At 42.5% G+C, this 15426-nt stretch carries 13 protein-coding genes; 2 read left to right on the top strand and 11 right to left on the bottom strand.

All coding sequences use genetic code 11. From position 1 onward, the window contains the following. Window positions 1-73 precede the first annotated feature (73 nt). The 4 genes from ACTXGF_RS20060 to ACTXGF_RS20045 all read right to left on the bottom strand — a co-directional run bounded on the left by ACTXGF_RS20060 (window position 74) and on the right by ACTXGF_RS20045 (window position 4115). Entirely contained in the window at window positions 74-664 is a 591-nt protein-coding gene (locus ACTXGF_RS20060) for a DUF1543 domain-containing protein (protein ID WP_443534307.1), read from the bottom strand. An 85-nt stretch (window positions 665-749) separates the two neighbouring features. Next, window positions 750-1544: a metallophosphoesterase family protein gene (locus ACTXGF_RS20055; RefSeq protein ID WP_443534305.1), complete on the bottom strand. Its 795-nt coding sequence runs from the start codon at window positions 1542-1544 to the stop codon at window positions 750-752. Continuing rightward, window positions 1537-2475: an alpha/beta fold hydrolase gene (locus ACTXGF_RS20050; protein WP_443534351.1), complete on the bottom strand. Its 939-nt coding sequence runs from the start codon at window positions 2473-2475 to the stop codon at window positions 1537-1539. Before ACTXGF_RS20050 ends, ACTXGF_RS20055 begins: the two co-directional genes overlap by 8 nt. A 218-nt stretch (window positions 2476-2693) precedes the next feature. After that, a complete protein-coding gene (locus tag ACTXGF_RS20045) occupies window positions 2694-4115 on the bottom strand; it encodes an SLC13 family permease (protein ID WP_341609267.1) in 1422 nt (473 codons plus the stop codon). Between the two features lie 409 nt (window positions 4116-4524). On the opposite strand from ACTXGF_RS20045, the gene ACTXGF_RS20040 reads away from it, so the two are divergent. After that, window positions 4525-4677: a hypothetical protein gene (locus ACTXGF_RS20040; protein WP_166739249.1), complete on the top strand. Its 153-nt coding sequence runs from the start codon at window positions 4525-4527 to the stop codon at window positions 4675-4677. 93 nt (window positions 4678-4770) lie between these two features. Here the strand turns inward: ACTXGF_RS20040 and ACTXGF_RS20035 are convergent, their stop codons facing one another. Both ACTXGF_RS20035 and ACTXGF_RS20030 read right to left on the bottom strand, forming a co-directional pair. Further along, entirely contained in the window at window positions 4771-5466 is a 696-nt protein-coding gene (locus tag ACTXGF_RS20035) for a YoaK family protein (RefSeq protein WP_443534303.1), read from the bottom strand. A 135-nt stretch (window positions 5467-5601) separates the two neighbouring features. Further along, window positions 5602-6411, bottom strand: a complete 810-nt coding sequence (locus ACTXGF_RS20030; RefSeq protein WP_341609266.1) for an enoyl-ACP reductase FabI — start codon at window positions 6409-6411, stop codon at window positions 5602-5604. Window positions 6412-6952: 541 nt separating this feature from the next. Between ACTXGF_RS20030 and folE the strand changes: the two genes are divergently transcribed. Beyond that, on the top strand, window positions 6953-7549 hold the full coding sequence (gene folE, locus ACTXGF_RS20025; RefSeq protein ID WP_185156591.1) for a GTP cyclohydrolase I FolE: 597 nt from the start codon (window positions 6953-6955) through the stop codon (window positions 7547-7549). Window positions 7550-7681: 132 nt separating this feature from the next. Here folE and ACTXGF_RS20020 read toward each other — a convergent pair whose 3' ends face one another. The 5 genes from ACTXGF_RS20020 to ACTXGF_RS20000 all read right to left on the bottom strand — a co-directional run bounded on the left by ACTXGF_RS20020 (window position 7682) and on the right by ACTXGF_RS20000 (window position 15394). Continuing rightward, window positions 7682-9370 (bottom strand): YadA-like family protein, encoded by a 1689-nt coding sequence (locus ACTXGF_RS20020; RefSeq protein ID WP_443534300.1) that lies wholly within the window; start codon window positions 9368-9370, stop codon window positions 7682-7684. A gap of 211 nt (window positions 9371-9581) precedes the next feature. Further along, window positions 9582-10796 (bottom strand): peptide-methionine (R)-S-oxide reductase MsrB, encoded by a 1215-nt coding sequence (gene msrB / locus ACTXGF_RS20015; RefSeq protein WP_443534298.1) that lies wholly within the window; start codon window positions 10794-10796, stop codon window positions 9582-9584. 279 nt (window positions 10797-11075) lie between these two features. Beyond that, window positions 11076-12380, bottom strand: coding sequence for an iron-containing alcohol dehydrogenase (locus ACTXGF_RS20010; RefSeq protein WP_443534297.1), 1305 nt, complete (start codon window positions 12378-12380; stop codon window positions 11076-11078). A gap of 283 nt (window positions 12381-12663) precedes the next feature. Further along, window positions 12664-14268, bottom strand: a complete 1605-nt coding sequence (locus tag ACTXGF_RS20005; RefSeq protein WP_443534349.1) for an ABC transporter ATP-binding protein — start codon at window positions 14266-14268, stop codon at window positions 12664-12666. A 76-nt stretch (window positions 14269-14344) separates the two neighbouring features. Further along, window positions 14345-15394 carry an ABC transporter permease gene (locus ACTXGF_RS20000; RefSeq protein WP_443534347.1) on the bottom strand — a complete coding sequence of 350 codons (1050 nt, stop codon included), beginning with the start codon at window positions 15392-15394 and terminating at the stop codon, window positions 14345-14347. Between the last annotated feature and the right edge of the window lie 32 nt (window positions 15395-15426).

Genomic DNA, 15426 nt, shown 5'->3' with positions numbered 1-15426 from the left:
AACTTAAGCTATCCATTAAGTTCATTTAATCAGGCGTGTATTGGGTTACTTTTATAAAATTTAGATAAACCTATTATAGGGCCAATTTCTTTAAATTCTTGATGCTTAGATAGCCGACGTACTCTTTGTCTTCTTTAGCATTCAGCTCATCTGTAGCACTAATAGGCTCAATCGAAAGCTGAACATTGGAGATAAGATCGTTTACGTTATATATGTCATCTATATCTACTGCAAACTTATCATCAATATGAGAAGCTGCATTGAAAGGTGACGTTTCATCTTTAAAAGTAAACTGCTTATAGAAATCACTTTTCTTCGCTTGTTTGATGGCGTCAGCTTGGTTAGGTGCAACGATGAGTAGCTTATAATGGAATTCTTCAAAACTACCCTGCTGATAGCCACCTAGATTGATAAAGAATAACTCCAAATCAGTATTTTTGCTTACTTGCTCGTCTGACTCAATAAGTTTGATAGTGTAATCATTAACTTTGGTAATTGCTCGATATGAATCAATATGCCACTTATTTTTTACCTCAGGCCAATGCTCATTGATATCTCCTATCAAGTCACTCACTTGATAGGCTGCGCCAAAGAAAATATCGTGTTGCTCAATCAGACGGCCTTTAGGACGACCGCCAAGCTGAACCATATATAGTGTTAGCATTTTACGTAATCTCTATTAAATCAAAATTCATAGTTAATCTAAAGGTAATGCTGTCATTGCTAGGATAGAATGTTTTTAAGTACTGTTATACTGGAACCACTCTACCCGTCTTCAATGCAAATGCCCAATCTTCACGCCCGTTTCTTAGAGCCATATTTGCTGCTGCTTCATGGTTATAAGCCACCTTGACATGCTCAGTTTGCCAATATTTACCTTGTTGAGTCTCAATACACTTGATAAGAGCATAATTAGCATGAGGCGAATAAGTTTGCATCTTATGAATAATAGGCAAATCATCTTCGTAAGCTGGATAGCCAACGCTACCACTATTCACAATAGTTTGTCTTGACGACAGTACTACTGTTCGTGGGATATGTGTGTGACCACATAAGATAACATCATTATCAATACCATCGAGTAACGCCAATATAGTCGAATCATTACGCACTATTGGTTGACCCGTTTCGATATCCTCTAGTAAATATATCATGTCATCGGTCGGTGAACCGTGGCAGAGGTATACATCCTCACTGACATGAAAATCAAATGGCAAAGACCGCATCCATTCAATCGCTTTTTTAGAGAGATCTTTGATAATAAAACCCATGGTTGGATTATTAGCAATTTCTGCCGTAGTGGCTTCATAAATCTGCCTATCCTGATTGCCTCTAATGGTAATAATATCATCTTGATTTTCCATTAATAGCTCATAGGTAGCATGAGGTGCTATTGGCCCGTATAAAATATCACCAAGATTGACAATCTGATCAACATCTCGATATCTTATATCCGCAAGCACAGCTTCAAGAGCGTAGACATTACTATGAATATCTGAAATCGCAGCGATGGTTGTTATCTGTTTCTTTCCTAAGTTATCCATTTCCTAGCTCACTAATCAAAAACTGCTTTACAACGTCAACGGTTGCTAACGGATCTTCTTCGTGCGGTACATGACCTAAGTTATCAAATATCTTAAGCTGACTATTACGTATATCTCTATGAAATAACGCGGCGTTTTCTACAGGAATAAGATCATCTTTTGCACCCCATAAGATCAAAGTCGGTATGTCTAGCTGCTTTATCTGCGCTTGGTCACTGGCATCATCGCTCTCATTTAGGCGACGACTCAAAGCCTGCCGATTACCTTGGCGCAAGGTCAATTCATAATATCTATCAACCAAGGCATCGTTTACTTTGCTATTGTCTGCATACACGCTTAAAACGCTTTTCTCAACAACACTTCTGGGTAGGATACGATTTAGAATTGATGACATCATTGGATATTTAGCAAGTTTAAAACCAATAGGAATATGTTTTGGCGTTGCTGGATAACCAACTGAGTCTACCAATATCAATCGACTGACACGCTCAGGATGCAAAGCTGCGGTACGCCACGCTACCTTGCTTCCTAATGAATTACCGGCTAGCGTAACACGATCTAATTTCAAATGATCGATCACCTGAATGACAAACGCCGCATAATTTTCGCTGTTATATTGCGTGCTCTCGTCCACATAAGGACCTGTCAAACCAAACCCTGGCAAATCCATGCTCACGACACAGTACTGATCAGACAGCGCCTTGGTCCAGCCCTCCCATGTATGCAAACTTGCCGATGTACCATGCAATAAAACGATTGTTTCAGGTTGATTCTTTTCAGCTGTATTGCCACGATTTACATGACAATTAGCTGACTGCGCCACATGCGCCTGCATACCTTGTATGTCTATAAATTCGCTGTTGGGTAGTTGCCATTGTTTTAGCTCAGCGACGGTACGATCAGGTGCCCAGCATTTTGCTATAAATATCATTAACACAGCAATTGCGCCTATTACTATGAGACTAATTGCTTTTGATAAGTACTGTGTCATGTGATCAAATCCATTTAATAATATGACGTTAATAATAAACATTCTATACCGTTAGCTCATATGATAAGCCATAAAAAACCCCAACGTTCAATTTGTCTTGAACATCGGGGTTTCATTTATACTAAGCAGATATGACTAGGATTGTAATGACTACTTGATTATATCAAGAAAAAATACGCCCATAGCCCGATAACGATAGTAGCAATGATATTTAATATGATACCTGTACGAATCATTTCTGTCTGTTTGATCAAACCTGTACCGAACACAATAGCATTTGGCGGTGTGGCAACTGGCAACATAAAGGCACACGATGCACCAATACCGATGACCAATACGAGCACTTCATGTGGCAAACCCATCTGCTCTGCAATAGCGGCAAATACAGGTACTAGCAATGCTGCCGAGGCAGTATTGGAAGCAAATTCTGTCAAGAAAATAATAAATGCTGAGACTGCCATCATCACAACAATAAGTGGTGCCGAAGACAACGCAGTTGCTACGGTTTCCCCTAGTACCAAAGACGCCCCAGATACTTTCAAAATTGTCGATAGCGCAATACCACCACCAAACAACATGAGCACACCCCAATCCGTATTATCTGATACTTGCTTCCAAGATACCAACCCTAAGCTCACTACTGCTGCAGCTGCTGATAGTGCAACGATGGCATCAGTATCCGTGATGTCTAAAGCTGCTCCGATCTTTTTGGAGAATATCCAGCTCAATGCCGTAACGATAAAGACGATGATAGTGACGATACGTGGCTTGTTCCAAGCAATTGGCGCATCATCAACGAGGACAATAGTACGATTTAGGTTCGGCTTTAGGAACACATACATCGCACCCAACAATAATGGTAACAGTACCAACATCATCGGAATACCAAACTTCATCCAGTCTACAAAAGCAATATCGAGCGCCTTTGCGGCAATAGCATTGGGCGGTGAACCAACAATCGTACCTAGGCCACCAAGGCTGGCTGAATAAGCAATACCTAATAGTACAAAAACAAACGTACCGCGGTCTTTTTCACGATCAACTTGCGTCAAGATACCGAGTGCCAATGGGAGCATCATCGCAGCCGTAGCAGTATTCGATATCCACATCGACAAAAATGCCGTCACACCAAATATCAAAAATACAGCTGTACTCAGTTTGCCACCAGACATCGATAGAATCTTTAGTGCGATTTTTTTATCTAGCTGCTGCACATGCAATGCTGCTGCCAAGGCAAAACCACCAAAGAACAGATAAATAGTAGGATTGGCAAAGCTTTGCAGACCGATTTCAGCATCGAAGTCTGGTATGCCAACCAAAGCACCGATTACTACGACAAGTAGCGCTGTTATGGTGACGTGCACAGCTTCTGTAAGCCAAAGTACCCCAATAAAAAACAGGACTGCGAGACCTTTATTAGCATTGATATCGAACGGCAACACATTATAAATAATCAACGCAATAATCGCGGCAATAGCGACAACAATTAGCCCTTTGCCTGTACCTTTTGGGAAAGTATCAGTAAATAAATATTCATTACCATCATTAGGAAGATGGCTATCTAGCTTTTGCTCTGACATAGAATGTCCTTATTGAATCAAAGACGGTGTAAGAAACCTAAAAATAAAACATAAATGGTTGGTTAGTGTATTTTGATAATACATATGACCACTGAGGTAAATCTAATTATCTGCAGACATCACTTGAGATATATACGTCGAAACTCGCTTTTCTACAACTTATGCTAGTAATTCGCAAACTTAGTCGTTAACCACGTGATCAGCTTTATTATTAGCTGCATGGTTGATTGCAGCATTAGTTACACATAGTCACTAAACAAGTGTACTCTGTATATGTACAAGACTATGACCACATTGCATACTAGATAAGTTAAATAAAAGCCAGGCGCTACTAAATACGAGCGTCAACAAATAAAGATTTAATTAAAACATCTCTATTAAGAAGTAAATAAAAACACTGGAGTACTTTATGACAGACTCAAATAAAACGGACTCAACGACCAAAATGGCACCAAAAGACATCAATCAAGATGGCCTAGCCAAAGAAGATCAACAACGTACTGACGACTCTATGCTCGATATGATGCAAGGGATGCATGAGCACGAAGATCATAAAGAATAAGACCAAAGCATGTTTTGATAGCTCGCTATTCTACACCTAAATAAACATGCAAAAACCAATACGGTTAATAATAGGCACGATAGGCGTTTATCACTATGATAAGCGCCTATCTTTTTTTGGTTCTCTCACTTCTGGCAGGTGATCTGAGACATAGTTATATATAAATGCTGCTGTCGACACAATGGCGATGGGAACAAACAAAGCATCATAGCTGACTTTTGCAAATAAGAAAGCGCCTACTGCGCTACCACCGCAAAAGCAGTACCAAATAATAGCTTGAAACCCCAAGGTTGGCTTACTAATAGAGCGACCAGCAAGCCAATTACCGATTGCTGCACCCATGTCTGATGTCAACCCTGTCAAGTGGGTGGTACGAATGACCGCCCCACTATAAGTTGCCACCATCGCATTTTGCAGTCCACATGCCATTGCTGCTGCTAATTGCCCCAAGTAATCATGCTGCTGATATAACCAATAACTCACCAACAGTAGTGCTGCTTCTAGATATAGCGCTCGCCCATAACGACGACCGAGTTTCAATGATGTCTGTCCAATGACAAAGCCGCTTAGTATAGCCCCTGCCAAAAAGGACAGCAACAAGGTACCAATATATAAAATACTACGCGCGTCTGAATGAGCGATTGCTGCTGCAAACAAGCTTACATTGCCCGTGACATGCGACACTGATAAATTGGCAAACCCCATTAATGCCGTCGTATTCACGCAACCAGCACTAAATGCCAATACCGCCCCGCCCCATAGTATCCACTTTGGTAACTTGGTTATCATATCCCTCGCTCAAAAGCACTTAACTAAAAGTGCACACTGCTAAAAAAAGCACGTAGCCAAAAAGACTCATAGTATAACTAGAAAAGACAGCCAATTGGCTGTCTTTTCTATTATCAAACGAATCATTTATAACAATTACTGTGCTGGTTCATCAAGCATCATCAACTGCTCACTGATAGCAACTGTATTAAAACCTGCATCAACGAACATAATCTCACCTGTGATACCAGATGCCCAAGGCGACAATAGGAACAATGCGGCGTTACCTACTTCTGTCTGTGTGATGTTGCGCTGTAGTGGCGCAATTTTTTCGCTGATATCGAGCATTTTACGGAAAGATTTAATGCCACTAGCCGCTAGCGTGCGGATAGGACCTGCAGATATCGCATTAACACGAATACCTTCACCGCCCATAGACGTGGCTAAATAACGAACGCTGGCTTCTAAACTGGCTTTTGCCATACCCATGACATTGTAGTTTGGCAATACCGAAATGCTGCCTTCGTAGGTCAATGTCAACATAGAGCCATGGCGCATCGCTAGTAACTCACGAGACGCTTTAGCCAATGCAACGAAGCTATAGCTAGAGATATCATGCGCGATATGACTGCCTTCACGAGTCGTGGCATTGACAAAATCGCCATCCAACTGATCCATCGGTGCAAAACCAATGGCATGTACCACACCATTAATACCGTCGCCCCAGTGAGCAGTCACTTGCTCAAAGCATGCAGCAATTGACTCATCAGAAGCTACGTCACATTCTAGAACCAAATCTGCTTCAAATTTTTCAGCGGCCATATCGACGCGTTTTTTGATTTTATCATTCGGGTAAGTCAGAATTAGTGAAGCCCCTTCGCGGTGCAGCGCTTCTGCGATAGCCCAAGCGATAGAGAGTTTACTTGCGATGCCAGTTACGACAAATCGTTGTCCTTGCAATAGCATAAGATTTCCTTTTGAATCAATCGAGATGATTTAGAATAAGAATTTATTTAGAGTAATTAGAAGATTGAGACTACTAAATAGTACAAATGAAAAGATGAGTTATTATACACGAATTAATTTAAGTAAACAGTCGTAAACTGTATTTGGTTCTTGTTATTGGATTGACTAATAAAAACAACTAATGATGTCAAAATGACCAATAGCAACTTATCACTTAAAATAGTATAGACAGTGAGAGTTTTTCGCGAATTACTAGAATACATTTTAGCATCAACGCTTCAAGATAAAATACTCAGGCTATAGTAGTTTGCTTATTTTATGAAAAAATCGCACTTCGAATATTAACACTATAATCGTTCAGACTGAGTACCAAGCACCCCTTTATTGATTAAAGACTCAACTGCTAGCCACAGCAGTATGAAGTTCAGCAGATTTCGAGTATAATCACAGCCCTTCCCAGCTTGCACAATTTTTATAAGAATCCTCACATGATAGGATTCAACGTTAAGCTACACCCACATTTTGGATGGCTGCCAAACTTATGAGTAACACCCCCATCATAACCCCAGATTATAAAGAAAGTACCGAATCTTATCGCCAACTGATTGCTTCAACTGGCGAAGACTTAGATCGTCCGGGTTTGCTAGATACGCCTGTACGTGCTGCAAAGGCCTTTGCCCATCTGACCCAAGGCTATCATCAAAGTATAGATGAAGTGGTCAATGATGCTGTGTTTCCATCAGCCAATCGTGAGCTGGTACTGGTACAGAACATTGAGTTTTATTCATTGTGTGAGCATCATATGCTACCGTTCCATGGTGTCGCTCATATCGGCTACTTACCTGACGGCCAAGTACTGGGACTGTCAAAATTTGCCCGTATCGTCGATATGTTTGCTCGTCGTTTGCAGATACAAGAAAACCTAAGTGAGCAGATTGCACAGACCATTATGGATGTTACTGGCTGCCGCGGCGTAGCAGTCGTCATGGATGCATCGCATATGTGTATGATGATGCGCGGAGTTAGTAAGCAGCATTCAACCACGCGTAGCACCGCGATGCTTGGCGAATATCAACACAATAATCAAGCCCGTAATGAATTTCTAGGTGCGGTTCCTAAACGTCAACCAGCGTTTTAATTGGCTGTTAATTGATTAGGCTATTGTAAATAACAACCAAACAAAAAGGACGCATATGATGCGTCCTTTTTGTTTAGGTAAAACCTACTGTGTAATTACAATAGGTTAATATAGGAATGAACTAAAAAATGCTTATTGACCGAATATATAAGACACGCCAACTCTTCCACCAAATCTTGAATCAGCAAAACCAAATGCACCGCTGACTGATGTTCGACCATTATCTAACATAGTGGCAGCACCAATAGCAACAGCGCTTTGTCCTTCATAATGACCCATGCCGCCAAACACAGCCACATTACCTGGGCTGAGATTAGGAATAGCCTGCTGTGTCGCTAAAGAGATCGCCACACCACTATTTGCAGTTTTTTCCACATCATCAACTCGACGATTTACACCGTTAGAATAGCTTTGAAAGCTGCTATTCAAAATATCATATTTGTTATCAGTATAGGTGTTAGATTCGGTTACAGCATTGATTTTTGCGGTATTCAACTGTCTGATATTGGCTGCATCTGTATTCTGTGTGCCATCAGCCACATTGATCACCTGACGCTCACTACCTGCTGCGCCAACTGACACTGTGTTATCACGGGTTGATGTTGAATCACTTCCAACAACGACTGCGTTGTTGACTGCAGTACTAATGCCATTTCCTAAAACGACTGTGTTATTGCCAGTTACCGTATTATTATTACCAAAACTATAGCTGCCTGAACCACTGACTGTGCTTGGATCACCAATCGCGCCAGAGTTTTTACCTGTTACCAAATTACCTACACCGATACTAATAGATTGACTGCCTTCAGCTACTGCGCCATTACCTATTGCAATGGCATCTTTGCCTGTTGCTTGGGCTGGTGTGAGTGTACTATTAGAGGTCTGTATAGCGACATTGATATTAGCATCCTTACCTGCTTCGCCTGTATCACCTTTCACGCCCTGAGCACCAGTTAGACCGATATCGCCTTGAGCACCTGTATCTCCTTTAGCACCAGTTAGACCGATATCGCCTTTATCACCTTTGGCACCAGTAGCACCAGTTAGACCGATGTCGCCTTTATCACCTTGGGCGCCAGTATCGCCTTTGGCACCGGTCAAACCTTGAAGACCTTGCTCACCTTGAGCACCAGTTTCACCTTTAGCACCAGTCAAACCTTGAATACCCTGTTCACCTTGGGCGCCAGTATCGCCTTTGGCACCGGACAAACCTTGAATACCCTGTTCACCTTGGGCGCCAGTATCGCCTTTGGCACCGGTCAAACCTTGAAGACCTTGAAGACCTTGTTCGCCTTGAGCGCCTGTATCGCCTTTAGCGCCAGTTAAACCTTGAATACCCTGTTCACCTTGGGCGCCTGTATCGCCTTTGGCACCGGTCAAACCTTGAAGACCTTGCTCACCTTGAGCACCAGTTTCACCTTTAGCGCCATCCATACCAGGCATACCCATAGGACCAGGCATACCCATAGCACCAGGCATACCCATAGCACCAGGCATACCCATAGCACCAGGCATACCCATAGCACCAGTAGCACCAGTAGCACCAGTGTCGCCCTTATCGCCCTTGGATCCAGTTGTCAGTTCTGTCAGTTGTGCGTTACAAATAGCAGGATCAACCCCAGGCTCTCCCAACTCATTGACTACACAGTTGGCAATAGTTGTCCAATCTGCTGCTACGGCTTCTGCTGTTAGATATATACCACTAACTGCCAACATACTAATTGCCAAATATGATGCTTTCTTACTTGCTTTATGATTTTCTTTACAAGTAGAAATAGCTGTTGTTGCAGATGCAACCATACTTTGTGATCTTTTCAACATAGCTTACGTCCTTCGAAGTAGTTTCACAATTTAGTAACGGAAACTTTGATTAAAAAATTAACTAAAAGTATACATTTCAGTAAGTGTATTATAAAAAATACTTCAGAAGAACACTTTTTTTTACTAAATAGAAATAATATTGCATTGGACAAAAAAATGCTCACTATACCGTCTAGACAGTAGTGAGCATTTTTCATACCAAGAATTGATGCTAACCAACTGGTTTTACATCATCTACCCAATCACCATAACCAGCAGCTTCCATCTCTGCAAGTGGAATAAAGCGAAGCGCTGCTGAATTCATGCAATAGCGCTTGCCTGTCGGTGCTGGGCCGTCATCAAACACATGGCCCACGTGTGAGTCCGCGTAACGGCTACGAATTTCAGTACGAGTCCCAAATATTCCTCGATCTGGCTTTTCAACCACTAAGCTCGTATCCAATGGGCGAGTAAAGCTCGGCCAACCCGTACCAGATTTATATTTATCACGCGAAGAATACAGTGGTTCACCAGATACGACGTCTACATACAATCCAGGCTCTTTGTTATCCCAGTACTCATTATCAAAGGCACGCTCAGTACCTTCTTTTTGAGTGACTTTGTACTGAATATCACTAAGCGATTTCTTTAGCGCATCTTGTGAAGGTTTTACAAATGTATCTGGGTTAAAACCTTTGCTTACTTTGCTATCTGATGTGTTATTTGACGTCACTTGCTGTGTGCTATCTGATTCGGGCGTAAACTTACTAAAATCAAGCTCGTAGTTTTTACCATAGACACTCTCGATAAATTGATAGCGACCAGAATTGAAGGTATAAGCTTTGTAGCGTATCGGGTTCTTTTTATAGTAATCTTGATGATACTCTTCAGCAGGATAAAAAGTGCTAGCAGGTACAATCTCGATTACTACTGGTTTGTCATACACGCCAGATTCTTGCAGTGATTGCTTGGCCGCTTCTGCGATTTGCTTTTCTTGCGCATTGTTATAAAAAATCGCTGGACGGTACTGTGTGCCGCGGTCAACATACTGCCCTTTATCATCAGTAGGATCAGCGATTCTCCATAGCGCCTGTACTATGCCATTGTAAGTAATCTTCTTAGGATCATAATATACTTGCGCTGCCTCGGTATGCCCAGTACCACCTGCTGATACTTGTTTGTAGGTTGGGTTTTCAGCGGTGCCACCCGTATAGCCAGACACTACCTCCACCACGCCAGGGATTTTTTCATAGCCTGCTTCAACACACCAAAAACACCCACCCGCTACTGTAGCTACTGCCAGTCCTGGCGTAGTCGGTGCATATGGGTTAGCGGCAGTTGTATTCTTTACCGTAGAGCTGTTTTCAGTTGATGCGCAGCCTGCGTAAATCGCACTACTCGCTATGATAACTAACCCTATAATTTTAGATGGTAATATGCGGTTCATGAAAATCTCCTAAGCGTAATGTCCTTTAAACATCCTAACGCTTTTGTATCACTGAAACATTCCTATACTGTTATATATTTACAGTTTATTAAGATATTTTTTATCAACTGAGTTTAATTACAAGATAAATTAAACGATTATTTGATAACGATTATATATTTTAGTATGAGTTAACTATAGAAATAAGACGAAAGCTTTGTTATCTCAATGCATTAAAAAAGCCTATCCTCCAAAGAGTAATAGACTTTTTTATTTTAATAACACTAGCTCTATAAAAAACTATGACGCTGCTTCATTATTACTATCAGCACGTTCGTCACTTGCCTGCTTAATCTTCGTTAGAATTTCTTTGATTTCAGCTGCTGATAGATAGGTTGGCACAGCATAGGTGTCACTGACTTCTTTTGCAGCTGCCTTTGCAATATTATTAAAGTCGCTGGTTTGCATACCATTAACAGTCGGGTCAATATTTAGATCTGCAATCAAGTCTCTAACTTGCGTAATAAGGTGATCTGCTATCTCATTATCGCCATTATCTGCTTGACCATCCTGTACCATACCGGTTCTTTTAGCCAATGCAGCCAGTCTTTTTTTGCTCGCTTTGCGATTGACGTCGAGCACATAAGGCAACACGATGGCATTGGCACGGCCATGAGGAATACTATAGTAAGCGCCTAACTGATGCGCGATAGCATGCACATAGCCTAGACCTGCTTTATTAAAAGCAATCCCGCCGTAATGAGCGGCGATACCCATCTCTTCTCTTGCTTTTAGATTGCCACCGTCTTTATAAGCTAGTGGTAGATAATGCATGACAGATTTTACGGCAGAGGCTGCATAGTAATCTGTCTCTACGCTGGCATTGGCACTCATCCATGCTTCTAGTGCATGGGTCAATACATCAATACCAGTATCTGCTGTGATATGGGCTGGCATGCCTTTCATGATAACTGGGTCAATCGCTGCGGCTAGCGGTACCATTCTTGGATCGATAGACAATGCTTTTTGATGCGTTTTGTCATCAGACACTACTGCACCAAGTGTCGCTTCTGAACCCGTGCCAGCTGTCGTTGGTACGCAGTATAGCGGGGTCGCAGGCTTTCTTGCCTTAAGAATACCGATTAGCTGTTTGGGCTTACACTTGTTGCCTTGAGACATGGCAATCATTTTGGCAGCATCGATCACTGAACCGCCACCAATGGCTACGATAGAATCACAATTGGCTCCGATAGACTGACGGAGCCCTTCTTCAACTACTTTAAAAGTAGGATCTGGCGTAATACCGTCATAGATGTGATAACTGATATTTTTCGCATCTAGATAATCAGTGACTTTCGCAGGTATGCCCAGTTCGTTGAGCACCGTATCCGTGACGATAAACACATTGGTATTGCCTTCATTGATAAGCATATCGCATAGCTCATCGCAGGCAGTCTCGCCAACGAATAACATCGGTCTTCTGATAGGTATCACATAAGACACTGCTTTTAATACCTTCGCCCGAGTCTTAGCAACAGCCAAATAACCAGCATGCTGCAAGCTGTTGTTCTTTACCAATTTCGTAATACTGTTTTGTGTTTTCATGAGCACAAAAATCCTTTTTAATGATGGTTTTAACGGCAATAAAGACCGTTAAAGACCGTTTTTGCCAGCCAGTTAAATATTACTAATTTACGAGCGCCAGAATGTATAAAGATATGTATCACAGCATTATAAAATGGGCAGCTCTCTAAAATTATTGTACCACTGCTTTTTTCAATATGTCGCTATTATTATGAACTGCGATGTGTCAATTTTATACCAAGCCGCTTATTTTAGTCGCTTAGTTTGATTGATCAATCTCAGTGACTACAGTAAGTCGTTTAAACTAGTCAGTACTTGCCTTTAACAGTTGCTGAGTGTAAGTATGTTGTGGATGATTAAAGAGATCTTCGGTACGTCCAGATTCCACACACACCCCTTGTTTTAACACCATGATATGCTGACACAGTGCACGTACTACCTTGAGATCATGACTGATAAAGACATAGCTGACTTGCAGTCTTTCTTGGATTTCTCGCAGTAAGCTGACCACTGTTACCTGTGTGGTACTGTCGAGCGCAGAGGTCGGCTCATCCAATATAAGTAGACTGGGTTTCATAATAAGTGCACGCGCCAGTGCCACGCGTTGACGCTGGCCACCTGACAGCTCGTGTGGATAACGCTGCGCAAAGGCTAAAGGCAAATGTACCGTAGCCAGACTATCTAGCACCGCTTGCTGACGGGCGACTTTATCCACACCTTGTACCAGCAATCCCTCTTCAACAATTTGCATGACTGTCATACGCGGATTAATACTGGCAAATGGATCTTGAAATACCATCTGTATCTGCGAGCGGAAATTACGCAGCGCCTTTTTGGACAATGCTGAGATATCTTGATCATTGACCACTATCTGCCCATTCACACGTGCTTGGTTGCTCAGTAATTGGCTGAGCGCCAGTGCAATGGTGGTTTTGCCAGAGCCAGACTCACCGACGATACCCAATGCCTGACCTTTTTGTAGTGTCATATCGACATCTTTAACTGCATCGAACCAGCGCTTGGTACCACCAAACAGACCTTTTTCAATTGGGAACTGTACATTAAGACGCTTCACTTCTAATACGCTTGATTGTTTATCTGCGTTATCGTCTTCTATGGCTAATGCTTGCCCAAAGTCTTGCTTGATAAGTGTGCGAGTATAATCGGCTTTAGGCTGATCAAATACTGAAGATGTTTGACCCTGTTCGATCGTTTGACCTTGGCGCATAACGATAACCTCATCACTATAGCGCCTGACCAGATTGAGATCATGGCTGATTAATATCATTGCCATATTGTGCTTGCGTTTGAGATCATCTAGTAGCGCCAAAATCTCATGCTGCAAGGTAACATCGAGCGCAGTCGTTGGCTCATCAGCAATCAGAATATCAGGCTGCTGAGCCAATGCCATGGCAATCATCACTCGTTGGCGCTGACCACCTGATAACTCATGTGGGTAACGGTTCAACTTGTCAGCAGGATCTGCAATATTGACATCATTTAGCAAAGCGATGCTGGTGTCTCGCCATTGCTTCTTAGCTACGCCAACTAGACGCAACGATTCAGCAATTTGTTTCGCGACCGTATGTAGTGGGTTTAATGCCGTCATCGGCTCTTGAAAAACCATGCCGATCCGCTGCCCACGAATAACACGTAATGCCGCATTGCGTGTTTTGTCATTCGCTATCGGTAGTTGAGACATGCCTGCTGTGCTTGCCAGCTGAACCTCACCCCTAATCGTCAAATTCTCTGGTAGCAGACCTAGTAACGCAAGACTGGCGATCGATTTGCCAGATCCTGACTCACCAACGATAGCCAAAGTTTGCCCTTGTCTTAGCTCATAAGACAGCGCATCGACCAACTGGACACCTGTAGTCGTCGTGATACTTAAACTATCTACAGTTAGCATAAGCTTATCTTGTGCACGATTAGGGCTTTGACTTAATGCGCTGTTTTGCTTGGTGGCGATAATATTTTTAATCATATTAAGAACGCCTCGGATCAAACGCGTCACGCAGTGCTTCGCCAACGAAGATGAGCAATGACAAAATAAAGGTCAAACTAAAGAATCCTGACAAAGCAAGCCAAGGTGCATCAAGGTTGTTTTTACCTTGTACCATTAGCTCACCAAGAGACGGCGAGCCAGGCGGCAATCCATATCCTAAGAAATCCAGCGCAGTCAAAGCGATAATATTAGCCGTTAGAATAAATGGTAACTGCGACAAGCTAGAAGCTAATGCATTAGGTAAGATATGTCTGAGCATGATTTGGCTGTCCGAAACACCGAGATTACGCGCGGCACGCACATAGTCAAAATTACGGGCTCGCAAAAACTCTGCCCGTACCAAACCAACTAGACCCATCCAGCCAAACAACAGCATCATGGCAAACAGCATAATAATGCTAGGACTAAACAGACTGACCAAAATAATAATCATAAACAGCTGAGGCATACCGCCCCATACTTCCATAAATCGCTGCCCTGCCAGATCTACCCAGCCGCCATAATAGCCTTGTACCGCACCAACGATAATCCCAATCAGTGCGCCCGCAAGCGTCAAGGCCAAACCAAACAGTAACGACACTCGCATACCATAAAGTATCCGTGCCAGCACATCACGCCCCATATCATCAGTACCAAGCCAGTTCTGGGCATTGGGCGCTGCTGGATAAGGCAAACCAAGCTCGACATTCGGCGTCTGGTCGGCAAACGGGATAGGCGGCATTATATAAAACCCTTGCTCATCAATCAGCGACTGCACTGCAGGGTCTTTATAATTGGTTTCGGTCTCAAATACACCGCCAAACGTCGTTTCAGGATAGGCCTTTAATACCGGAAAGTAATAGTCGCCTTGATACTGCACTAGTAAGGGTTTGTCATTGGCAATGACATTAGCCGCCATGCAGATGACAAATATCACTGCGAAAACAAACAGCGATATCACCCCTAGACGATTTTGGCGAAAGCGATTTAAACGCGCTTGCCATATAGGGTTTAAGCGTTGCTTTTTTGTGGTAGATAGCTGCTCAAGCATTGGCGCTTTATCTGGTTCGCTATTAATAGGAC

Origin of the sequence: Psychrobacter sp. 1Y6, from assembly GCF_052258385.2 — a bacterium.
In the GTDB taxonomy this organism is placed as follows: domain Bacteria; phylum Pseudomonadota; class Gammaproteobacteria; order Pseudomonadales; family Moraxellaceae; genus Psychrobacter.
Note: the sequence above shows the minus strand (reverse complement) of the source record. Positions and strands in the feature narration are given on the sequence as shown.

Excerpts from the sequence above, each read along its gene's own strand:
- ACTXGF_RS20000 (WP_443534347.1), bottom strand. The coding sequence starts at position 15,394 with ATGCTTGAGCAGCTATCTACCACAAAAAAGCAACGCTTAAACCCTATA.
- folE (WP_185156591.1), top strand. The coding sequence starts at position 6,953 with ATGAGTAACACCCCCATCATAACCCCAGATTATAAAGAAAGTACCGAA.
- ACTXGF_RS20055 (WP_443534305.1), bottom strand. The coding sequence starts at position 1,544 with ATGGATAACTTAGGAAAGAAACAGATAACAACCATCGCTGCGATTTCA.
- ACTXGF_RS20020 (WP_443534300.1), bottom strand. The coding sequence starts at position 9,370 with ATGTTGAAAAGATCACAAAGTATGGTTGCATCTGCAACAACAGCTATT.
- ACTXGF_RS20010 (WP_443534297.1), bottom strand. The coding sequence starts at position 12,380 with ATGAAAACACAAAACAGTATTACGAAATTGGTAAAGAACAACAGCTTG.
- ACTXGF_RS20050 (WP_443534351.1), bottom strand. The coding sequence starts at position 2,475 with ATGATATTTATAGCAAAATGCTGGGCACCTGATCGTACCGTCGCTGAG.
- ACTXGF_RS20035 (WP_443534303.1), bottom strand. The coding sequence starts at position 5,466 with ATGATAACCAAGTTACCAAAGTGGATACTATGGGGCGGGGCGGTATTG.
- ACTXGF_RS20040 (WP_166739249.1), top strand. The coding sequence starts at position 4,525 with ATGACAGACTCAAATAAAACGGACTCAACGACCAAAATGGCACCAAAA.
- ACTXGF_RS20060 (WP_443534307.1), bottom strand. The coding sequence starts at position 664 with ATGCTAACACTATATATGGTTCAGCTTGGCGGTCGTCCTAAAGGCCGT.
- ACTXGF_RS20030 (WP_341609266.1), bottom strand. The coding sequence starts at position 6,411 with ATGCTATTGCAAGGACAACGATTTGTCGTAACTGGCATCGCAAGTAAA.
- msrB (WP_443534298.1), bottom strand. The coding sequence starts at position 10,796 with ATGAACCGCATATTACCATCTAAAATTATAGGGTTAGTTATCATAGCG.
- ACTXGF_RS20005 (WP_443534349.1), bottom strand. The coding sequence starts at position 14,268 with ATGCTAACTGTAGATAGTTTAAGTATCACGACGACTACAGGTGTCCAG.
- ACTXGF_RS20045 (WP_341609267.1), bottom strand. The coding sequence starts at position 4,115 with ATGTCAGAGCAAAAGCTAGATAGCCATCTTCCTAATGATGGTAATGAA.